The 21905-nt window shown below is 49.5% G+C and carries 16 protein-coding genes and 2 riboswitches; of the genes, 9 read left to right on the top strand and 7 right to left on the bottom strand.

Annotation, left to right across the window (positions count from 1 at the left end; all coding sequences use genetic code 11):
- Positions 1-69 precede the first annotated feature (69 nt).
- Positions 70-208, top strand: a riboswitch (cyclic di-AMP (ydaO/yuaA leader).
- Positions 209-292: 84 nt separating this feature from the next.
- The 3 genes from MJB10_RS25310 (at position 293) to sugE (ending at position 1604) form a co-directional block, all read left to right on the top strand.
- Positions 293-682 carry a C40 family peptidase gene (locus MJB10_RS25310; protein WP_314799870.1) on the top strand — a complete coding sequence of 130 codons (390 nt, stop codon included), beginning with the start codon at positions 293-295 and terminating at the stop codon, positions 680-682.
- A 72-nt stretch (positions 683-754) separates the two neighbouring features.
- Positions 755-1015 carry a hypothetical protein gene (locus MJB10_RS25315; RefSeq protein WP_314799871.1) on the top strand — a complete coding sequence of 87 codons (261 nt, stop codon included), beginning with the start codon at positions 755-757 and terminating at the stop codon, positions 1013-1015.
- 91 nt (positions 1016-1106) lie between these two features.
- Positions 1107-1209: riboswitch (guanidine-I (ykkC/yxkD leader) on the top strand.
- A gap of 74 nt (positions 1210-1283) precedes the next feature.
- Positions 1284-1604 carry a quaternary ammonium compound efflux SMR transporter SugE gene (sugE, locus tag MJB10_RS25320; protein WP_314799872.1) on the top strand — a complete coding sequence of 107 codons (321 nt, stop codon included), beginning with the start codon at positions 1284-1286 and terminating at the stop codon, positions 1602-1604.
- An 18-nt stretch (positions 1605-1622) separates the two neighbouring features.
- On the opposite strand, the gene MJB10_RS25325 is transcribed toward sugE, so the two are convergent.
- The 4 genes from MJB10_RS25325 to MJB10_RS25340 form a co-directional block, all read right to left on the bottom strand.
- Positions 1623-2516 (bottom strand): methyltransferase domain-containing protein, encoded by an 894-nt coding sequence (locus tag MJB10_RS25325; RefSeq protein WP_314799873.1) that lies wholly within the window; start codon positions 2514-2516, stop codon positions 1623-1625.
- Positions 2517-2651: 135 nt separating this feature from the next.
- Positions 2652-3608 (bottom strand): ABC transporter permease subunit, encoded by a 957-nt coding sequence (locus tag MJB10_RS25330; protein WP_314799874.1) that lies wholly within the window; start codon positions 3606-3608, stop codon positions 2652-2654.
- Positions 3605-4681: an ABC transporter permease subunit gene (locus tag MJB10_RS25335; RefSeq protein ID WP_314799875.1), complete on the bottom strand. Its 1077-nt coding sequence runs from the start codon at positions 4679-4681 to the stop codon at positions 3605-3607. The genes MJB10_RS25330 and MJB10_RS25335 overlap by 4 nt, the downstream gene beginning before the upstream one ends.
- Positions 4682-5222: 541 nt before the next feature.
- Entirely contained in the window at positions 5223-6938 is a 1716-nt protein-coding gene (locus MJB10_RS25340; protein ID WP_314799877.1) for an ABC transporter ATP-binding protein, read from the bottom strand.
- Positions 6939-7052: 114 nt separating this feature from the next.
- Here MJB10_RS25340 and MJB10_RS25345 point away from each other — a divergent pair, with 114 nt between their 5' ends.
- Both MJB10_RS25345 and MJB10_RS25350 read left to right on the top strand, forming a co-directional pair.
- Entirely contained in the window at positions 7053-7850 is a 798-nt protein-coding gene (locus MJB10_RS25345) for a lipase family protein (protein ID WP_314799879.1), read from the top strand.
- Between the two features lie 283 nt (positions 7851-8133).
- The gene (locus MJB10_RS25350) at positions 8134-14475 is read left to right on the top strand and encodes a carboxypeptidase regulatory-like domain-containing protein (protein ID WP_314799881.1); all 6342 of its coding nucleotides are present in this window, start codon (positions 8134-8136) and stop codon (positions 14473-14475) included.
- Positions 14476-14548: 73 nt separating this feature from the next.
- On the opposite strand, the gene MJB10_RS25355 is transcribed toward MJB10_RS25350, so the two are convergent.
- Together MJB10_RS25355 and cysK are read right to left on the bottom strand one after the other, a co-directional pair.
- Entirely contained in the window at positions 14549-14983 is a 435-nt protein-coding gene (locus MJB10_RS25355; protein ID WP_314799884.1) for a hypothetical protein, read from the bottom strand.
- Positions 14976-15908 (bottom strand): cysteine synthase A, encoded by a 933-nt coding sequence (cysK, locus tag MJB10_RS25360; protein ID WP_314799886.1) that lies wholly within the window; start codon positions 15906-15908, stop codon positions 14976-14978. The genes MJB10_RS25355 and cysK overlap by 8 nt, the downstream gene beginning before the upstream one ends.
- 222 nt (positions 15909-16130) lie before the next feature.
- On the opposite strand from cysK, the gene MJB10_RS25365 reads away from it, so the two are divergent.
- From MJB10_RS25365 to MJB10_RS25375, 3 genes are all read left to right on the top strand, one after another.
- On the top strand, positions 16131-16793 hold the full coding sequence (locus tag MJB10_RS25365; protein WP_314799888.1) for a hypothetical protein: 663 nt from the start codon (positions 16131-16133) through the stop codon (positions 16791-16793).
- A gap of 546 nt (positions 16794-17339) precedes the next feature.
- A complete protein-coding gene (locus MJB10_RS25370) occupies positions 17340-18098 on the top strand; it encodes an exodeoxyribonuclease III (RefSeq protein WP_314799890.1) in 759 nt (252 codons plus the stop codon).
- 125 nt (positions 18099-18223) lie between these two features.
- Positions 18224-18424: a DUF2306 domain-containing protein gene (locus MJB10_RS25375; protein WP_314799892.1), complete on the top strand. Its 201-nt coding sequence runs from the start codon at positions 18224-18226 to the stop codon at positions 18422-18424.
- Positions 18425-18473: 49 nt separating this feature from the next.
- On the opposite strand, the gene MJB10_RS25380 is transcribed toward MJB10_RS25375, so the two are convergent.
- A complete protein-coding gene (locus MJB10_RS25380) occupies positions 18474-19364 on the bottom strand; it encodes a LysR family transcriptional regulator (protein WP_314799894.1) in 891 nt (296 codons plus the stop codon).
- Between the two features lie 124 nt (positions 19365-19488).
- On the opposite strand from MJB10_RS25380, the gene MJB10_RS25385 reads away from it, so the two are divergent.
- The gene (locus MJB10_RS25385; protein WP_314799896.1) at positions 19489-21681 is read left to right on the top strand and encodes a YhgE/Pip domain-containing protein; all 2193 of its coding nucleotides are present in this window, start codon (positions 19489-19491) and stop codon (positions 21679-21681) included.
- Positions 21682-21905 lie beyond the last annotated feature (224 nt).

Genomic DNA, 21905 nt, shown 5'->3' on the forward strand with positions numbered 1-21905 from the left:
CTATTTTGCCAAACAAAAAGAGGATTTTCTTTGTTTATGACGAATTACATGATCTAGCATCAAAAAACCAAATATTTCATGCCGAATTCCTCAGTTTATGGGGAAACGGGGGAACCACTCCGGGTGAATTGATCTTGCAAGACAGGGATCATAGGGAACCTTCAACCGAACCCTCCAGCTAACCTCGTAGGCACCGGAAGGAGACAAGCAGTTGAAGAACGTTGTTACTCTTGTTTTTAGTCTTGTTTTGTTTTTGAGTGTGAGTGTAGGAAGCGTTTTCGCGTCGTCCACCATGGACAGCGCCGTCGATGACCTCATGGGAACTCCGTACAAATGGGCTGGCACAACAACCAAAGGGTTTGATTGCTCTGGGTTCACGTCCTACCTATTCAGCGAGTTCGGCATCGACATTCCGCACAGCTCTAAATCCCAAAACAAAGAAGGCTACTGGATCGACAAAAGTGAACTTCGTAAGGGCGATCTCGTATTTTTCAACACGGATGGCAGCGGTATCTCTCACGTAGGGATGTACCTGGGCAATGGTGAATTCGTTCACTCCGCCACAAACCAAGGTGTTGTTAAGAATAAGTTGAGCGAATCCTACTACGCGAAGCGGTATGTGTCAGCCAGACGAGTTCTGTGGGATGATATCTACAACCAACTAACTGCTGAATCCAATTAATCTTCTCATCACAGGAATGAAGCCCTTAAGCTTACTCCCAGGAGTAGCCTTACGGGCTTTATTCATTTGTGCATGCCGTTCAGCGGAGCACCCCACCCTGCTGTGGAGAAAAAGGTGAATGAGAAATTGCTAGCCAGTATGCAATTGAACGGCAAGTCCCCCATCGCCGCTGTTGGCGTCGAAGTGCAGGAATGCTGGGTGCATTGCAGCCGAGCGCTGAAAATGTCGAAGATTTGGGAAACCGACAACTGGGTGCCTGAGCAAGAGCAGCCAGATGGCATGGACATGTTCCCCGCCCATGTGGCGATGAATGGCATCGTGCTGGATGAATAGCTTGAGGTGCAGATGGGGCAGTGCGGGATGCTCCTGATACCTTCCAAAAGTTATAACTTGACACACCATGTTAGCCGTCCTATAATTACGGCAACTTGTTTTCTAGGGTTCCGCAGCCTCACAGGCTGGGCTGGTCCGAGAGAAAACGCACAGCGAATACGCTGTGGTCACGGAGGGAGAAAAGCCCGGGAGTCATCGCGCATGCGATTAAACTCTCGGGCTTTTCTCTACATGCCGTGGCTTCTACATCATGAAGGAGTGATTACGTATGGCATGGTTATTTCTCGTTATTGCGGGTGTGTTCGAGGTGGTGTGGGCTATCTCATTGAAATATTCCAATGGATTTACCAAACTTGTCCCGTCAGCGATCACCTTAGCAGGCATGGGGGTTAGCTTCTACTTCCTTGCTGTTGCTACCAAAACACTGCCCATCGGCACCGCCTATGCGGCATGGACGGGGATCGGCGCCGTCGGCGCGATCATCATCGGGACGATGTTCCTAGATGAGCCGATTAGTCTGCTGCGCATCTTGTTCATGGTGCTGATTTTGGTTGGTGTGCTGGGGTTAAAGTTTACATCTGGGCATTAGCGGCGGTGCCAGCGCGGGCTACTTCACCGTGTAGCTCACATACCAGAAGCTGCCCCCCACGAAGATTCGCAAATGCTCAGAGAGCGGGCGAAAGATCTCATTTAACTCTTCATAGCTAAAGTAGTTCTTCAGAATCTCATGCATGGAGCCGTCAGCCAGCTCGCGTCGCTTGTAGGTGTCTTCGCTATCCTCACGCGTGATTAGCTCGCCGCCTCTACCTGCAACATAGACGTTATCCGCAATGAGCACCTGTGCGCCGCTGCCCAGTCGAGCATGAAAGCCTTGGAGAAAGCTCTCGATCCGATTCCGCGGGATATGCGAGAACCAGAAGTTTGCTAGTCCGAAATCGAATTCCCCTCGAATCGCAGACAGCTCGTAGGCATCCCCTTCGATGAAGGTGGCATTTCTCTTCGGCCACGATTTTGACTCCGCGATGTGGAGCACTTCAGGTCGAATGTCGACGCCGACCAGCTGTGCAGCGGTTTCTGCAGCGATTTGCGACCAATAGCCCGTGCCACAAGCAATCTCCAGGACGCGGCGTCCCTTCACTTGATGCGTTAGCACACCTGCGAGCATCGCCAGCTCTTGCTGAAACTCCGCATCCTCGCGGTGATAAATCCGTTCATACTCCTCAGCTCGCGCCCCGTAGTAGGCTTGCATGCTCAGCTTCTCTTCGCTGAGAAGCGCCTGTTTCTCCTTCACTTCGTGAAGGATGCGATGCCTTGCCGATAATAAATCAGCGAAAATCGCGCCGCCCTGAGCAGCATAATTCGCAAGCAGCCCCTGCGTCGCCATCACGATCAGTTGAGTCATCGACAACCCCGTTTCCTCTGCCATCCCCTCCAAGTCTGACTTCACTTTTTCTGGCAAATACACCGAAAGTCTTTTCGTCTTATCATGCTTATCTTCCAAGGTCATCCGCCTCCTTTTCGAGGTATTATAACATATAATATGTACCATAATGACACATTTAATGAGTAAACCGTACCACACAAAACCAAAAAAAGCCGAATCCCCGTCACCACGACGAAAGACTCGACTTCCTGATTACATCAATTGGCGCTCTTCCCCATATCTTCGTTTCAACTGACTCAAGAAGAACTGAAGGGACAGGAACAGCAAAGCGAAGCATGTGCCGCTGCTAAGAATGATCCACGGATGCAGACGTATGTAACGCGATCCGTAGGCGATTAGCGACAACCATTCCCCCGAGGTGCTAATCGTGATTTGGAATCCAGCCTCCTCATCGCCAATGGTCTCCGTGCCACCAAGTACGATATGGAAGACAGCAAGCTGCCCCAGAAGGAAAAGCACCTGCATGAATTCGCTGAGGAAAATGAACATCATTTCATTGCGCATCGAAGGGACGATATGCCGCAGCGTCCGATGCCAGAACGAACCGCCCATTAAGCGGGACGCTTCAATAAACATTTTGCAGCGATAATAACGAGTCCGGTCTGCGATCTGATGCGCCAGCGGAAACAAGCCGATCAACGTGACTAAAATAATAAACGTGAGGCTGAATATCAGCTGATTGTGCGGGTCTGCTTTGGCTCCAAGATCGAGCCTAAGTCCATAATACATCCCCGCCAGTGGCGGATAGAGAAAAATGAACGCTGGCACCGCCGCAATCGCCCACTGCAAAGAGCGGAGTAACCCTCGGGTTCGGCCCGTCATGCCGCTCCATAAGCCCCACGGCAAAGCGAAAGCAAAACGAAGCAGGGTCAGACCCAGCGCCGTTCCGAGGGTGTATTTTAACCCATTCAATAGTAAGCTCAGCATATCGTAGCCCCGATGATCAGTCCCCAACAGGAACGTGCCGTTCGGTGCATAAGGCGGAATGCTGTATCTTGTTTTACCGTCTGCTTGGTATTGAATCATGTTGATTTTATCCTCAGGCGAGATGCCATGGGGCTTCAACCAGGACCCGAACACCATCACAAGCAGGAACAGCGCTAGGAAAGCAATTGATAGATAAAACGCGGTAGAAGGACGTTTCCTCATGCTTTCGCCACCTCCCCTGGACGAACGACAAACCGTTTCCGCAGCAAGGCATAGAGCAGATGGAAGGCCATGGCGACCAAACCGAGTACGACGCAAATCGCCGACATGGAGGTAATCCCTTGATACACAGGTAAAATGATAAAGCCACCCAAGCCGCCAATCCCGCAAATCGCTTCCGCGACGGCCATACTAGCTAGGGCTAACGTTGTCGCTCTAGGCAGAATTGCCAGCACATCCTCCATCACATTGCGCAGCACATGAGCGAATAGTACCTCGCGACGTGTCAAACCTTTAGCCAGTGCCGTCACGACGTAATCTTGGCCGAGTTCACGCGTTATCGCAACGCGCAGTGTCCCGTAAATCGTCACGGAAGGAATCAACGCAATCGTTAGAAAAGGAATCAAAAACGGCGTACGATCCCCCACCTGTACGATCAACAGGACATAATGTCCGAGCAGCTTCGTGGCGTAAATCGCCCCCAATTGAATCAACACAATTAAGAAAAAGTCCGGCAACCCCACCAGCAAAGCATGGAGCCCATCAAGCACGGTACCGATTCGCCTCGACATGGATGCCCACAGCGCCATAAGCACACTGAGCAGAATGGCCAGCAACAAGCCTGGGATGAAATAGGTGCACGTTTTTAAAAGCATTTGGGGGATCGCATATGAAATCGCTACCTCTTTGCGCGTGTATGGATCACGATATTTGCCTAAATCGCCATGCAGGAAATGGGTGAGCTGATCCTTCACGGTATACGTGTAATAACGCCAAGAAATAACTGGCGCATCCAGCGGTACGACCGATGAGCGCAGCACACCTTTGATCGTCATCGCCGTTCCTTGATACTCCCAGAACTTGCCGTAGGGGACTTGTAAGAGACCATTTTTCTCATTCAAAATGTGACTACCCGGGAGCATTTCACTTACTTTTTGCATGCTAATACTTGAATTGACTGTTACTTTGATCTGATCAGGCTGAACAGCCAAAAACATCTGCCTGATGTTGCTCAGCAAGAAGATGCCAATCAATGTTACCAATCCTAGCAGCAGCCAACGCCCTGCTGATTTCACTTCGCGTCACCTCATCTTTATTTACCCACGGTAAAATAGTCGGTGAGCTTAGTTTATCATGAAGCTTTCGGGCAGGACTAGGGGGGGGCTGGGTAATGTTTGGTTGGGACGCGGGATTGGCACACGAAAGACGTTTATTTCAGGCGTGGATGAGCCCCCACCTGATAAACAAAAAGTGCCGGAAAGTCTTGAGGACTCTCACAGCACTTTCATATTGTAGTACGTACAGGATTATGGCAATAGCATCGTCGATTTGCATGCCTATGATGCATAGCGTGCAACATTATTGGCTGTAACTGGTCCATTCGGGGCTAAATCGCCCCATAATGTTGTATGAATTACAGTATTGGACGGGGATTCAGTCCTCAATCCCTCATATTGTTGTATGAAATACAACATAACCACCACTCAGCTGCTTCTTACTCTCACTTACTCCTCAGTCGCCTCAGTTGCACCTGGTTGTTTCTAACTAGCTAGTTCTTGGTACTGTGTGAATAGACGATGAAAGGAGGGCTGCAGCCACTCCCCATAATCAGCAATCCTACGAACTAAACTGAGCCTGGTGCAAGCGGCTGTACACACCGCCCACGGCGATGAGCTCCTCGTGACCGCCTTGCTCGGCGATGCCCTCCTCCGTCACGACGACGATGCGGTCCGCATTCTTGATCGTCGCGAGCCGGTGGGCAATGACGAGCGTCGTACGGCCTTTCGACAGCTCGGCCAGCGACTGCTGAATCGCCGCCTCCGTCTCGGTGTCGAGCGCCGATGTCGCCTCATCTAGGATGAGAATCGGCGGATTTTTCAAGAACATGCGCGCGATCGCGAGGCGCTGCTTCTGCCCACCCGAGAGCTTAACGCCGCGCTCTCCGATGACCGTATCCAGTCCCTTTGGCTGGGACTGAATGTACCCCTCTAGCTGCGCACGGCGCGCAGCATCCCAGATCTCCTCATCCGTCGCGCCTAACTTGCCGTACGCAATGTTCTCCCGCATCGTGCCGGAGAACAGGAACACATCCTGCTGCACGATGCCGATCTGGCGGCGCAGCGACTCCAGCTCGATCTGACGGATGTCCATGCCGTCGATCGTGATACTGCCCTCGCTTACATCGTAGAAGCGAGGCAGCAAGGAGCAGATCGTCGTTTTGCCTGCGCCCGAAGGCCCGACGAAAGCAACGGTCTCCCCCGCACGAATAGAGAGGGAGATGTTGTGGAGCACACGGTCTTCCTCCCCGTAGCCGAAGGAGACCCTATCGAACTTAATCCGACCTTCAAGGTGATCCACCTTGCTGGCGTTATGGTGATCGGCCACCTCGGGCTCGGTATCGATCACTTCAATGTACCTTTTGAAACCAGCAATCCCTTTCGGGTAGCTTTCGATGACGTTGTTGATTTTCTGAATCGGCCCCAGAAAGACGTTCGTCAAAAGAACGAAGGCAATGAACTCGCCATACGAAATTTGCTTGTCGATCACGAACCACGTGCCGCAGATGAGCACGAACACCGTCACAGAGCGCATCAAAATGTAGCTGAGCGAAACGTTCCACGCCATAATTTTATACGAGGCCAGCTTCGTCAGTCGGAAGCGACCATTGTTCACTTCGAAGAGCTTCTTCTCATGCGATTCATTCGCAAACGCTTGTACTACACGGATACCGCCGATATTATCCTCGACCCGAGCATTAATGTCCGCGAGATCGCCCATCATGCGGCGAAACGTTTTGGTCATTTTCTGATTAAAATACACCGCAATCCAGAGCAGAAACGGCACGATAACGAACGTGAGCAGCGCAAGCTTCACATTAATTTGCAGCATGAGCAGGAGCGCTCCGATCAACGTCATAACCGCAATGAAAAGATCCTCCGGCCCATGATGCGCAACTTCACCAATCTCAAGCAGATCGTTCGCCATCCGTGACATGAGCTGACCTGTCTTGTTGTTGTCATAGAAACGGAAGCTTAGTTTCTGCAGATGGTCGAACATTTTTTTGCGCATATCGGTTTCAATATTGATGCCTAGCTTATGTCCCCAATACGTAACAACAAAATTGAGCAGCGTGTTGAGCCCGTAGACGGCAAGCAGCCCTGCACAAGCCCATAGGATCCAGCCCCAATTCCCCGCAGGCAGCAATTTATCGATCACTTGATTGACGGCTAGCGGGAACCCCAGTTCGAGCAACCCCGCGACCACCGCACACGTGAAGTCTAGTATAAATAAGTGCTTATATGGCCTGTAATACGAGAAAAATCTTCTTAACATACGACGTCTCCACCTTTCTCTCGCCTATTATACCTGAAAACGGTTCGAAATAGGCAGTTGTCGGAGAGCAGGTGTCAGCCCTTTTCATATGAATAGGTATAGCTCATTCTGGCTGTGGAGGCATGGAACCATGTTCAGCAACGCGATGGATACACGAACTGCCATTCGCCTCGCGGCGATGTGCAGTCAAAGCTATACCCAACTGGAACAAGGAACGGAAGGCGTCATTTTACCCGCAAATTATCGAATTGTCGCTCCCATCACAGCCTCCTCGTTCCTCAGCTCCCGGAATTGTTCGGTTTTATTGCGGAAACGGATAGTCAGATTGTGATTGTCTTTCGAGGCACGACGACGACATCGGATTGGATTTCCGACGCGATCGCCAGGCAGACACCTTTTCCTTATGCCAAAGACGGCGGGCTCGTCCACCAAGGCTTTCTCGATATTTATCAATCCGCACGAAAACCGCTTTTAGCTGCCATGAGTAAGTTATCCGCGGGCAAGCAGCTTTACCTCACGGGACATAGCCTGGGCGGTTCGCTTGCTACGTTATGTGCGGCCGATTTGGCGGCTAACACGAAGTTTACGAGTCCGTCTGTGTATACGTTTGGTTCGCCGCGCGTGGGAAATCCATCATTTGCCAAACTGTTCAACCTCCGAACTGGCCCTCACTATCGCGTTTTTAATCGTAATGACATGGTCCCTTCGCTTCCACCGCTCGTGTACAAATCGCCTCGTACGGGTGATCTTTATCACTATATTCATGTGAAAAAAGCAGTGGAGCTCGTGAATCCCACTGGTTCACTTGCTGGGAATCATGCGGTCAGCAACTATTACCACGAAGTGGCGAAGCTAGATCCGAAGTATGCGAAACTGCTGAGTGCAAGGACACCGGGGTTTTGCCCGAAATGAGCGGGTGAAAATGATGCGAAAATACATGACATTTGGCCGTTTCTCTGATTTAGCACGCAGTGAACGGTAAAATGATGTATTTTCGCACTTTCCACTGGTGTGGATCGATTATAGGGAAGGTAGCATTGGTTTTTACCGAAATTTATATGACATTGACTGTTTTCTTAAAATTCTACAAAGATCGCCAAAAGCCAACAAATTTACTTAGAAATATGATACGATTTATATATCTAATGTACTACATAATCAAATTGAAACAGTCTTAAGTAGGAGAGATATACATATGCGAAGGTTAAAAGTATTTGTAAGTGTTTGTTTATTGGCGACAACTTTGCCGACATCGGCATTTGCGAGCTATAAGCTAGATCAGGACAATCAAGGCGTTGATATTGTGGATGTGGCGAAAGCTCTTCAAGATAGTCAAGCCATGCAAACGATTACTGGGAAAAGCACGTATGAGAAGTCTGATGTTCAGCAGCTTTTACGTCAGGTTGCTCCACTTAGATTTCAACCCGTTCTCGGAAAGGTGACAGGCTTCGTCACGGATGAGAATGGAAAAGCAATTAGCAGTGCTTCGATTACACTGGATGGTCTGACTACTATACTAACGAATGTTAACGGGCAGTTTGAATTCAATAACGTACCTGTGGCTTACCAGACTTCGGTTCATATTCATAAGGACGGTTACACGGATGTCAATTCGGATCTTTTTAATATTTTGACGGGCAGCACACGCGATTTAGGAACCATGATTTTGCGAAAAATTCCAACCTACGGTTCCGTTTCGGGGTATGTGTATGGGCCGGATCAGGTTGGGTTAACGGCTGCAACGGTCAGCGTTGAGGGTCTTACTCCTGCGTTATCCGTGTTGACTGATTCAACTGGGTTCTTTACATTGAGCAATGTGCCGACTGGTGATCGGGTTTTGACTGTTACGAAGGACACTTACGTTGGGTCCTATCAGTCATTTAGCGTAACAGCAAACAACGTAACAACCCTGCAACCGATTCACCTCGAAAAAGTGACGGTACCGCCTGTTTTAAGCAGCATCACAGGTCTGATCAAGTCTGACGATAATCAGCCGCTGATCGATGCTCGCGTCAGTGTCACCGGCACTACATATGCAGCCATGACGGATGCGAACGGTCTTTTTACCATTAGCAATATGCCTGTCGGTGTTACTGATTTGGACATCACAAAACAAGGTTACACCCCTATTCACTTATCCGGTATAACCGTGACAGAAAGCGTGTATGACATCGGCACGATCCAACTTGCGACAGTCGTCAGCCCTAAAGGCAGTATTTCTGGCCTGGTCGCTCTGTCTCATGGCGGAGGACCAGTATCCTTACATATTCAAGGGACCGATATCACTGTCCAAGCAGCTGCTACGGGGAATTTTGCAATTCAAAACTTGCCAGTAGGCAACTACACGCTTCAAATAACAGCTGATAACTATATGGAACAAAACATCCCCGTGACCGTTACACCTAACGGAAATGCGTCAGTGAATGTGAGTCTTCAGCGTATACTCGTCAACGTCGATGGCATCGCCATGACAGCAGCTGGCCCAGTACCTCAAGGTACACGAGTGACCCTACAAGATACGAATTATGAGGCACGGACGGACGTTGATGGCAAATTTACGTTCCTTGATCTGCCTGCAGGATCTACGATCCAAGCGATCGCAATTGAAAACTATCAGCTGTTAGGGACATTTACTAGCTTTACCGTTACCGCTAATGTCGTGAACAGTATCGGTGAGGTTCACTTCCGCTTAACGCCGCCGGTAACGAGCAGCATCACAGGTCTAATCAAGTCTGACAATAATCATCCGCTAATCGATGCTCGCGTCAGTGTCACTGGCACTACGTTTGGAGCCATGACAGATGCGAACGGTCTTTTTACCATTAGCAATGTGCCCGTGGGTGTTACTGATCTGGACATCACTATACAAGGTTACAAGCCGATTCATTTACTAGGTCTAACGGTTTCAGAAAGTGTGTACGACATCGGTACGATCAACCTTTCCGCGGTTGCCGTTTCTCAAGAGATCATTAAAGGAACTTTAACGGATGAAAACGGTGATCCTATTGCAGAAGCCAGCGTGAACTTCAATGGTGTTTCACGATTTACAGATTCGTACGGCAATTTCAGTTTTGATGGGAATAGCAATGAGTCCCTGAATAACGGTTTTCTCACGATAATGAAAGACGGCTTTGAGACGTATCCCCTATTTGGGATCAACTTATCTGCTGGAGAAACTCTTGACCTTCATATGATCACGATGTCCGTTGCGAAGCGCAGCCTGCCTGGGAAAGTCGAGCTAGCTTATGGCGATAGCCCGGCATCTATCCATGTCAAAGGAACGAACATCACGGTATCAACGGATGCTGCTGGGTATTTTACGATTGAAGCTTTGCCGGTCGGCGACTCTACCCTTGAAGTAACTGCTACTAACTATGAGGGACTAAGTGTCCCTGTGAAGGTTTTGCAGAATGGGAATACGCCAGTCAATATCAGTCTTGTTCGTAAACTGGCGAATGTTGAAGGCAAGGTGGTTTCTACGACGGGTGAGACGATCCCTCCAGGTACGCAAGTAACCATTCCGGGTACTTCTTATATGGCATATACGGACGCGGACGGCACATTCACGTTCTCTAATCTTCCTGCTGGATATACAATCCCTTCGATTTCCATCGCCAACTATTTGCCTAAAATCGCTTCTTTAGCGTTTACGGTTACGGCTGGCGGAACCAATAATCTCGGACCGATCGACCTTCAGCCAACAGGAACAATGGGGATTGTTAATGGATATGTCGAATTGGACGGCGCTCATGTAGCCAATACCACCGTGATCCTGCTTGATAGTAACGACAATTATGTTGCGTCAACGACGACCGATGCGCTTGGTTGGTTTAATTTCGGAAATTTCCCGGTCAATGGAACCTTTACGCTAACAATCCAAAAACCTGGTTATGCGATCGCGCCAAGACATCTGACTGTTCAACCTGGCTATAACGATGTCGATCTTCATCTCAAAGCGATTGTCTCTGTTCACAATGAATCCGAGTTCCTAGCCGCATATGCTGATGTGGATGTGCCGCATATTTTATTAGTAAATGATATTCATCTTACTACTTCGCTTGATTTCAACCGAGAAGTATATCTCTCAGGTATGGGTGGCGCTGCGATGACCCAACTGACGGCACCTAGCATTACCATTTCCTTATATGACCCTAATAAGCATGTGAGTTGGAGTGAATTGGACATGTATTCCGATGTTGGGAACAGCCGATCTGATCTTGAACGCACGCTGAATAGAGGATTCCTAGAAAAAATAAATGTAAACGGCTTAGCCGATTATGTAGGATTTATTCATCGAACAGGAAGTTACTATAGCACTACTGACGAAAATAATCGTATTGCCTTTGTCAATTCAGAATATGCTTTCCATGCTGCCCAAGAGGATGCAAACGTATCTCGCATTTATATCGTTCCAACTCTTACTCTTTACTCGGGGACGTCCTTCCAAGGCGGATCGATTTATGTGAAGGATTCTGGTGAAACGATTGATCCTATACCTCCAACACTGACTAACGTTTCTACGGGATACTTGGAGCTTGATTTGCAAGAAGTACAAGCTAGAGTCGACGAAGCAGCTACGCTTTACCTGGTAAAGGAAGGGACACCGAAGGAGTTATTAGAAATTCTCGCTAACCAAGTCGCGAGTAAATCTGTTTCATCAAGTGGAACTGTTTCATTAAATCTCTCTACTGTTTCTCAAGGAAATTACTTACTTTACGCGGTTGACACATCGGGGAATGTCTCCATACCATCTGAAACTATCGAACTTCATAAGTCATTATCTGGGGCCTTGTCGGATATTCGCTCGACCCTTGCACTTGAGACGCCAGATCCATTCGCGATTACTTACGAGAATTTAGTAGACGCCGGTCTGAACGATGTAAATGCATCTCAAATCGACTTGTATCGTTACACACTGAACATGAATAAGGTCGCTCTGCTTTCAGCCAATACCAATGAGGATTTCGTTGGGGTTATGCAAAATGGGGTGGAAACCGCCAATGCAGCGCCTGAAATTAACCGGATCTTAGTATCAGGGATAGAAGGGTATTACGATTGGTCACTGCTTGAAGAGCGTGGTGAATATTACCTGACTCTGTATGGTCTGGATGGTATCCACTCATCTTCTCAGCTAACTGTGGCTGAACATCTGATGGAACTCGCTTTCGAGAGAGGCGATAGAAAACTTTTGACCAAAGCAGCTATGCAGACGGCTATCCATGATACAGTGCCATCGCCTCAGCTTTCTCATTGGAGGGGAGATCCTGTTAAGCAAGAACTCGGTTCAAAACGAGTAATCGTCAGCTTTAATCTTCAAAACAGCAACGAAGTTTCGTTGAAAGACTATGAGGCGAACGATTTCACAATTAAAGTTAACGGTGAAGAGACAAATTTGAGCAATACAGATAAGTTCCCATTCTTCTTGTACAATGATGAGATTGATAGCTATCAATTCGTGTTTGAAGGCAGCGCAGACGCGGCTAGTTATACACTTTCGGAGTTCTCCCTGCATGGAACGAACTTGGAGCTTGGGGATTTATCCATAACGACTCCTGATCCTTATGCGATCTTGATTACATCGATAGATCTGAGTCTAATTGGCAACGCTACTCGCATTGCAACCAATGACGGTATTGCTCTTCAACTCACGATTGGACCTTCGGAAGCAACAAATAAGGACATTGTTTGGAGCGTCGTACCTAGTGGTAGTGTCAATGCAACTGTGGATGGACAAGGCCACCTTAACGTTACAGGTCTTGGGCATTTTACAGTTACAGCGACAAATCCGATGTCAGGCGTGAGCAAGTCACTTGAACTAGAGGCCGTGGATTGGCAAGCTGCGTTGCTTGCTGTTAAGGAGTATGCAACAAATGCAGTGACGACAGAACTCACGTTGAAAGAGTTAGAGAATGCGTATTTGGCATCCATAGATGAGAGTGCCTTTAACACGTATAAAGAGATCATTCGGGCCAAAGGTTCGGAATTCGTCGGATTAGACATCGCTGGAATTTCTAGTCTATTACGGGATATTATTTACGAGTACAAGGATACTACAGCTATCAACCAAGCCCTCTTCGATTACCTTGGAGAAAATCCTACAACTTGGTACGAGTTAGATAAAGAGTCCTTCGCTTATGCTGGCGCAACTAATGTGGACGATATCAATATTACGTATCTAAAACAGGTTATTTTAAGCAGGTTTTTGCAAGAGCACCAACCGTTTACTAAAGCGCAACTAGCTAGTCTTGTTTCCAATGAACTAGAAGCTGCAGGTTGGTACGCCGCGTTGCAAGCCGTGCAGGATTATGCCACAAGTGAGGGTACGACAGACCTGACCTTAGAACAATTTGAATACGCATGTCTTAGCTCCATTGATGAGAGTGCCTTTACTACGTATAAGTGGGCAATTCAGGCTAATAGGATGACATTCACAGAGGCATCTCTCAAGCAGGTTTCTGAACAATTATACAATATCATGATCGAGTACAAGGATACGGCAACGCTCAACCAAGCCTTAAACAATCCTGCAGCTTGGGACGAGTTAAATGTAGCGTCTTTGTCTGATGCCGGCGCATTTTATGTGGATGAAACGAATATCACATATGTCAAACAGGTTATTTTAGAAACGTTTGAGCAAGAGCGCAAGCCGCTCAGCCGAACGCAATTAATGAATCTTTCTTCTAATGTGCCTAGCTTCCGCATGATGAACCCAGATCTGCGCTCCTATGCGACTCAAATGGTAAGTCAGCATGTAAACAATGAGACTGGTAATGTTGTTGTCACATTCAGGGTTGGCAATGCAGGGGGAGAAGATATCGCTAGCCTGACTTCACAAGATGTTACAGCAGTCATTAGCGGGGTACCACAGGATCTACGCGACGCATACCCGATCAAAAACTTCCAGCATCTTGGAGGTGGCGAATACAGTTTTGAGGTGCTCGAATCAGCTCTCACAAGCCCTCTTGTTATCGATTCACTAAACGTAAAAGTCGGGTACACGGATATCCCAATTGCAACGAATGTTTCAGTCAATAGACAAGCTGCGCTGATTGAGCAGAAGATCTCGCTTCATACGCTGAACACTGAGGATATACCTTTGTTTGCAGCAGGCCATCTGCCAAATATCTCTGAGCTAAATTATTCTGATCTGGTTGCTAAGTTGGAGCTTGCCTACACCGCGCACGGCAATGTACTGGCGGAAGATACAATTGCTCGAATTATTAACGGCATGCGTATATTGAGCGTTTATTATGTAACAACGACAGAAAGTGTAGACACTTATTATGTTGAATTTGATCAAGACATAACAGGAAGCTCATCCAAATCGATGTCCGCACGTAACGCATTGGGTTATCTTATCCGACTAGGTACTAGTGCTAACGGTAATAGTTTTGACTTCTCCTTCGGCAAAAGCTCAAAGCTCCCTGTTGTTCTAACGTATACCGCTACGACAGAAGGGACCTTGAAATACACCGAGATGGAAGAAGCGGTGCCCGATTTTGAAATTATTTTTACGGAATACGCCTCTACTGAGTAGCATGTTAATCACAAAAGCAGACTTGAGGATTGAAAAAAAGGAGCCCAACAGTTTATCTGCTGAGCTCCTTTCCTTATTCTACTGTTGACCCGAATGAATGCCCATGATACATCAGTCGACCGACCGCTTCCAGCGGTGTGGAAGGTCCTATCGGGGATTCGACCGGCACGTTCCACACCTCTGCCGGAAGCACAAGCATCGCTTCAACAAGGTGGTTATTGGAAGCGGTCAGATCATCAACCAATTCTTGCAAATTGGTGAAGGAAGGCTCCACCTTCGGACCATTAGGTCCGCCAGCTGTGTACAGCTTGATGCCGACACCCACTGGCATCACGCCAAGTTCAGCCAGAATTTCGGAGATCCCTACGGATACTGTGACGACTTTCGCTGCGTTTTGACCTTTGAATTGAGCGAGAAGTTCTTTCGCTTTCGCCTCATCAATGGCAGCTTTTGACGCTGCTGTGACCCTCGTTTCGCTGCCTTTTACGGTCAATGGGATGCTATTCATTATACAGGGCCGAGGTCAAGTAACGTTCACCCGTATCAGGCAAAATCACAACGATCGTCTTCCCCTTATTCTCGGGACGTTTGGCCAGTTCGAGTGCAGCATAGGCCGCTGCCCCTGATGAAATACCGACGAGAAGGCCTTCCGATTTGGCCAATTGGCGGGCTGTCGTCATTGCATGTTGACTGCTTACCGTGAGGATTTCGTCCACGATAGCGCGATTGAAATTGTCTGGCACGAAGCCTGCACCGATACCTTGAATGAGGTGCATACCGCGTATGCCCCCCGATAGCACTGGGGAATCGGCAGGCTCCACAGCGACAATTTGCACATGGGGATTGCGCGCTTTCAGAATCTCGCCAACACCTGTAATCGTGCCGCCCGAGCCTACGCCCGCAACGAAAATATCAACGGCCCCCTCCGTATCCCGCCAGATCTCTTCCGCGGTCGTCGTGCGGTGAGCATCGGGGTTGGCCGGATTGCAAAACTGCTGCGGAATGTACGCGTTTGGAAGTTCCTTTGCCAACTGTTCCGCTTTGCGAATCGCCCCTTGCATGCCTTCAGCCGCAGGTGTAAGAATGAGCTCGGCGCCCAGCGCCTTTACGATTTTGCGTCGCTCCTCACTGAAGGAATCCGGCATGATAATAATCAGCCGATAGCCCATAGCCGCCGCGGCAAGCGCAAGTCCGATGCCCGTATTGCCGCTGGTCGGTTCAATGATGACGGTGTTGGCGTTGATTTTTCCTGCCCGCTCCGCTTCCTTTAACATTGCGTAGCCGATACGATCTTTCACGCTGCCAGCCGGATTCATGTACTCCAGCTTCGCCACAATTCGCGCCTCCGCACCTTGTCTGGTATTGAAATTCCAGAGCTCCAGCAGCGGCGTGTTACCGATGAGCTCGGTGAGGTTATTGTAGATTTTCGACATGATGGGGGCCTCGCTTTCTACTTCATAAATTCCGACTTTGTCACTTGGATAAGTAGAGTATATCATTCGCTGAGAGAGAAATATAATCAATAATCTTGATGAGAGCGTGTAATATTTTCTTATATTGGGGGATTTGCTATACTGGATTGGAGACGAGGAACGTCCTTTCGCCGATTGGCGGGAGGGCGTTTTTTATTTTAAGCAGAATGGGAGATGCATTCTATGGATTTTGAATCAGCGCACCAAGCTTTTATGGAGAATCATGCCGCACGACGTCTTGGTGAAAGAAAAGGACGGCTGCTGCGCGGGCATCAGTATGCGGAAAAACTATTTCTTCAACAAGTCTGGTTCCCATTGTTTCAACAGTTTGAAGACTTGCACCCAGAGTACGAGGTGTACGATTGGAATCGAAAATCACAATTCATTGACTTTGCCTATATCACTCCGTTTGGACGTTTCGGCATTGAATGCGATGGCTATCAGAGTCATGTCAAAGACATGGATCGCGAGAAATTCAACTATGCGCTGAATAGAGATACGTTCCTCACCGGCATAGGCTGGACCATGATTCATTTCTCGTTCGACGATATTCAACATCGCCCAGATGTCTGTCGGATGCTGTTGCAGATGGTGATCGGTCCGAGAATGATTCGGCCCAAAGCGACAACGTTCTCCTCGTTGATGGAAAAAGAGGTCTTGAAAATAGCCTGGCAGCTAGGCAGTCGTGTAAGGCCCAAAGATATCACCGATGGGCTCGGCGTTGATTTTCGGACCGCGCGCAAACGGCTGCAAGGTTTGGTGGAGAAGGGTTTCCTGATGCCGATCGTGCGGGGGAAAGATGTACGTTACTACGAGCTGAAGGATGTTTCAATGGCGCATTTGTGAGGGGATGTGATAGATGCTTTGGATTTCACATCTACACCGCCCGCCTTTGCTACTGTACCGTTTAAAGAGCTAGTCTTGCCTTGCTCACTCAACATTTCTGCACTCCCCACTGCCGCCCCCTTTCCCCCATTGGACTTATCCATTAGAATGACCGTCTTCGGAGCTGTCTTGGCGTTTTCATTGGACGAATACAGTGGAGTTGCTCAATACAGGGCTAAAATGGGCTAATCTTGGGCTGTGGAGTGGATTTATCCAATGAAATGCTGTAAGGGGAGCCTGAAAAAGCGATTCTACTGGATTCGTCCAATGGCGGGGTAAGGTGTGGGGCGCTGGTCGGGGTGGGGGGCGCTGGTCGGGGTGGGGGCACGATATGAGCGGTAGGTGCACCCGCATTCTGGCCGCTGAGAAGTCGTCAATAGACGATACTCAATGCTCGGTGCGCAAGGTGGTGTTATGCATGTATGGTAACTCATGTGTAGGGAAGTGGCGTGCCATACACAAACCTGTGGTACACTGTTTCTTAGATTCTATAAAGGAGTGCCAACAATGAAACTCGTATCATGGAATGTGAACGGCTTAAGAGCCTGCGTGAATAAAGGGTTTATCGACTATTTCAAGGAAGTGGATGCGGATCTTTTCTGCTTGCAGGAGACGAAATTGCAAGAGGGGCAGATTGACCTCGAGCTCGGCAAGGGGTATCAACAATTTTGGAATTACGCGGAGAAGAAGGGGTATTCGGGTACGGCGGTTTTCTCGAAAGTGGCGCCACTTTCGGTTCGTTATGGGATCGAGGAGGATGCCGAGCCAGAGGGCCGCATTTTGACATTGGAATTCGAGAACTTCTATTTGGTGACGGTGTACACGCCGAATGCGAAACGTGATTTGTCCAGACTGCCGTATCGGCTTGAGTGGGAGGATCGGTTCCGCGACTATCTCGTTAAACTCGATGCGGTCAAACCTGTTCTGGTGTGCGGGGATTTGAACGTGGCCCACAACGAAATTGACATCAAAAACGCCAAAGGCAACCACGGCAACTCCGGCTTCACCGCCGAGGAACGCGGCAAAATGACTGACCTGCTGGCAGAAGGCTTCGTGGATACGTTTCGACACCTTTATCCCGAGCGAACGGACGTGTATTCATGGTGGTCCAATATGCCAGGCGTGCGCGCGCGGAATGTTGGATGGCGGATTGATTACTTCCTGGCTTCAGAGCGCTTAGCGCCGAACATCACAGAAGCTTCCATTGCTTGCGATATTTTGGGGAGCGATCATTGTCCCGTCGTTTTGGAGCTGGATTTGGCCTAACGCACTTGTCACAGCGCAGCGCGCAAATGGGTTTTGTGGCACTAGCTCTCATGTGGCTGTTCACCCTGTACCATGGCCTAAAAAGCATCATTGTCGAGCGCGATCCGCGCACGCACGGACAATGAATGATGCGAAATTACGCGCTCACCTGCGCGGCGATTACCCTTCGCATTTATACACCATTAGCGGCTGTACTCTTCGGGTTAACCGATACGAACGATACTTTCGGTGTCATCGCGTGGATCGCTTGGATACCGAATTTACTCGTGGCCGAGATGCTCATTCGCAGAAGAACGCGGAGTACTTCGAAGTCGTTGCACGTGTAAGCTGCTGCGTATGTGTAAACCCTCTTTCGTTGCCGAAAGGGGGTTTTGTTTACTCCAAATTCGCAAACAACTGCTGCGTAAACTCCTTGATAACCGCGGATACCTCCACGTCCTTTTTCGTGACTCGCCATAAATAATTGGGGGATTTGCGATATTTATCGATGGGGATGGCAACGAGCTCGTTCCTATATCGTTCTGGCAATGCGTTAACAATGTAATCCGTACCGATTGTGATGGCATTGCCGCGAATGACCATTTGCATGATCGCTTCGAGATTGTTGGTGGTCAAAGCAATTCGGTTGCCATTCTCTCCCGAGATCAACTCTCCGGTGATCCGTTCGATATACGCATCTTTGTAGATGACGAATACTTCTTCCTGCAACTCAGGCCCCGTTATGCTCGGAAGAAATCGCAGCGGCGAATGCTTGTTTACCACAATGACGGCCTCCCCTCTGATCACAGGCTCCCACGTGAACGCCTCGTCCAAATTGTCCCGCGCCAGCGAGACGAACCCCATGTTGGCCTCCCCTTTCATGACTTGATTCATCACGGCTGTATTATCTTCTTCCAAAAGTTGAACATTAAGATGAGGGTAAATCCGCATGAAGGCAATGGTCGTTTTCGTCACTAAAGAAACCATCCCAGGTATGGTCGCGATCACGATATTTCCTGTGTTGATGCCGGCGGTGTAGCCGAGCTCATTTCTCATATTGCGGACATTGGTTAAAATCGTTCGTGCATACTTCATGGCCTTCACCCCATCGGGTGTCAGCACAATGCCTTTTTTCGAACGGGTAAACAGGGTTGCACCCAGCTCCTGCTCCAGTTGACTGATCGATTGACTAATCGCGGGTACGGTGACGCTGTTCTTTTTGGCAGTTTCGGTAAACGAGCCCGACTCCGCAGCCTCAACGAAATATTGAAATTGGATTATGTTCAAATGGGATCATCCTTAACTTTTTGTTTAGTATGGTAAATTAAACTTAAATATATTTTATCATGGGAACATTGTATTATACAGTAATCGATAGGAACGTTTAGCATTATGCAAAGGGGTTTTCCATTTGAAAAAAAACAATCTGCTCCACGTATTCAACGGCGAGTTTCGCCGCTTCATCAAAAGTCCAATGCTGGTCATCACGTTTGTAGCCGTGGCTTTGGTGCCCATACTCTATAGCGGCTTCTTGATAAAAGGAACCTGGGACCCTTACGGTCAGCTGGAAAAGCTGCCAATCGCCGTAGTCAATCAAGATCAAGGCGCCGAGTTCCAAGGGGAAACGCGCAATATCGGCAATGATTTTATCGATGAGCTGCACAAAAATCAAAACTTCGCCTGGGGCTTCATGAGTGCGGAAGAAGCCGCACAAGGCATGCGAAATAACCGTTATTACGCAACGATTACGGTTCCCGCTTCCTTCTCGGCCGATGCCGCATCGATTACGAGCAGCAGTCCGAAGCAGGCGGAGCTTATTTTCGAATCCAACAGCTTTTACAACTTCGTTGCCGGGCAAATCGGGGAAAGCGCAACAAAAGAGCTGAAGAATAAGCTGTCCAAAACCCTGACCGAGGCTTACTCCACGAGCATTCTTTCGGAGTTTGAAACAATTTCAAACGGGCTGAGCGAAGCTGGCAAAGGCGCCTCCGATCTCAATGCTGGAGCGCAAACGTTGAGCGACGGGATTCACAAGGTCAAGACGAATCTGGTCACTCTGGCAGACGGCACGAAGAAATTAGAAGACAATGCTGGTTTATTGCAAAATGGCGCAAATCAGCTCAGCACGGGTGCCCAGGAGCTTAGCAAAGGCGCGGCATCGCTCTCAAGCGGAGCCAGCCAATTGCAAGAGGCGGGCGCGAAGCTGGAGCAAGGTGCTCAGCAAGCTTTAGCGGGCACGTCCTCCCTAGCAGCAGGACTGCAAGCCTCCCAAACAGGCGCGGAGCAATTGGCCTCCGGCCTTGCCTCCTCTTCCACGGGCAGCAAACAGCTCGTAGACGGACTGACCTCCGCTGTCAGCGCTAGTGAGCGGCTGGAAACCGGCTCCGCGCAAGTCGCCGCTGGGCTTGAAGCTTTAGTGAAGGCGCAGCCCGATCTGGCGTCGAACGCGACGGTGAAAGAGCTTCTGGCGGCCAGTAAAGAAGTGGCCGCAGGAAACAAACAGCTGCACGCGGCCCAGCAGCAGCTGCTTGCTGGCAGCCAGTCGCTGAACGCTGGCACGCAAAAGCTCGTCGCAGGCGCGAATGGGCTCCGCGACGGGCAGCAGCAATTGGCCGCAGGCGCGGCGCAATTGCTGGCAGGGCAGGGGCAAGTCGCCGACGGCTTGCACGCGGTGAATGCGAAGTTGCCGCAGCTTACAGACGGCGGCAACAAGCTGCAAAGCGGCGCCGCGCAGCTGGGCACGGGCGCGAGCGATCTCGCGAACGGCCTGGGCCAGTTCAGCGCTGGGGTGAGCCAGGCAACTAGCGGCGCCGCGCAGCTGCGGGATGGGGCGGCCGCGCTGGATGACGGCGCGCCTAAGCTCGTCGACGGCAGCGCCCAGCTCGCGTCGAAATTGAACGAGGCGGCGAAGCAGACGGCCGCCGTCAAAGCCGACGAGCAGACGATCCGCATGCTCGCCGAGCCCGTCAAAATCACCGCCAACGACGACCGCAAGGTGGCGATCTATGCGAACGGGATTGCGCCATATTTCATCTCAATGGCCCTATTTGCCGGGTCTCTCGTGTTCACGACGATCTACGCCGCTAGAAGCACCACTGTTGCAGGTGCAACAGGGCCTCGCTTGCTCATGAGCAAGCTATTGACCTTCGGTCTGATGAGCACATTCCAAGCATTGATCGCAACGACTGTGCTCGTTTACATGTTGGGACTGCACGTGCAGAGCGTGCCCTTGTTCTATCTCTTTACCTTCGTCGTCGGCCTAACCTTCATGCTGATCATCCAAATGTTCGTCACATGGCTGGATCAGCCAGGTCGTTTCGTCGTGCTCCTGCTGATGATCCTCCAGCTCGCTTCCAGCGCTGGCACGTATCCGCTGGAGTTGCTGCCAGATTGGGCACAAGCGATTCACCCTTGGCTGCCGATGACCTATGCGATTCAAGGCTTCCGCTATGTCATTTCCAGCGGGCAATATCCCGAAATGTGGCATCAAGTCGGCTACTTGAGTATCTACTTGGTCGCTGCATTGATTCTGATCGGCGTGTACTTCCTAACGCGTAAGAAAACGGATCACGATGATGAAGTGTTGATGCCTGTTAAGGTGTAAAATGAAAGGGCTAATGAAAAGACCGCGCTCTCCAGGAGGAGAAGGGCGGTCTTCTTCTTTTTTCGCTAAATGGAGGGATTGATCTAAGCCATTAGTCATAAGCAATCCAGAATTGCTTATTCTGCCTGTGTTAGTGGTTCCTGAGGCAGCAAGGCCACAACAAGTGCTTATGTGCTGGAATCGTCCCCTCATCAAGTCGATTCGAAGGAAATAAGCAAGCCTAG

This window comes from Paenibacillus sp. MBLB1832 (assembly GCF_032271945.1).
Lineage (GTDB): Bacteria > Bacillota > Bacilli > Paenibacillales > NBRC-103111 > Paenibacillus_E > Paenibacillus_E roseopurpureus.

Bases quoted from the DNA above. Each gene is read 5' to 3' on its own strand.
- MJB10_RS25310 (WP_314799870.1), top strand. From the start codon at position 293: ATGGACAGCGCCGTCGATGACCTCATGGGAACTCCGTACAAATGGGCT.
- MJB10_RS25315 (WP_314799871.1), top strand. From the start codon at position 755: ATGCCGTTCAGCGGAGCACCCCACCCTGCTGTGGAGAAAAAGGTGAAT.
- sugE (WP_314799872.1), top strand. From the start codon at position 1,284: ATGGCATGGTTATTTCTCGTTATTGCGGGTGTGTTCGAGGTGGTGTGG.
- MJB10_RS25330 (WP_314799874.1), bottom strand. From the start codon at position 3,608: ATGAGGAAACGTCCTTCTACCGCGTTTTATCTATCAATTGCTTTCCTA.
- MJB10_RS25340 (WP_314799877.1), bottom strand. From the start codon at position 6,938: ATGTTAAGAAGATTTTTCTCGTATTACAGGCCATATAAGCACTTATTT.
- MJB10_RS25350 (WP_314799881.1), top strand. From the start codon at position 8,134: ATGCGAAGGTTAAAAGTATTTGTAAGTGTTTGTTTATTGGCGACAACT.
- MJB10_RS25355 (WP_314799884.1), bottom strand. From the start codon at position 14,983: ATGAATAGCATCCCATTGACCGTAAAAGGCAGCGAAACGAGGGTCACA.
- cysK (WP_314799886.1), bottom strand. From the start codon at position 15,908: ATGTCGAAAATCTACAATAACCTCACCGAGCTCATCGGTAACACGCCG.
- MJB10_RS25365 (WP_314799888.1), top strand. From the start codon at position 16,131: ATGGATTTTGAATCAGCGCACCAAGCTTTTATGGAGAATCATGCCGCA.
- MJB10_RS25370 (WP_314799890.1), top strand. From the start codon at position 17,340: ATGAAACTCGTATCATGGAATGTGAACGGCTTAAGAGCCTGCGTGAAT.
- MJB10_RS25375 (WP_314799892.1), top strand. From the start codon at position 18,224: ATGATGCGAAATTACGCGCTCACCTGCGCGGCGATTACCCTTCGCATT.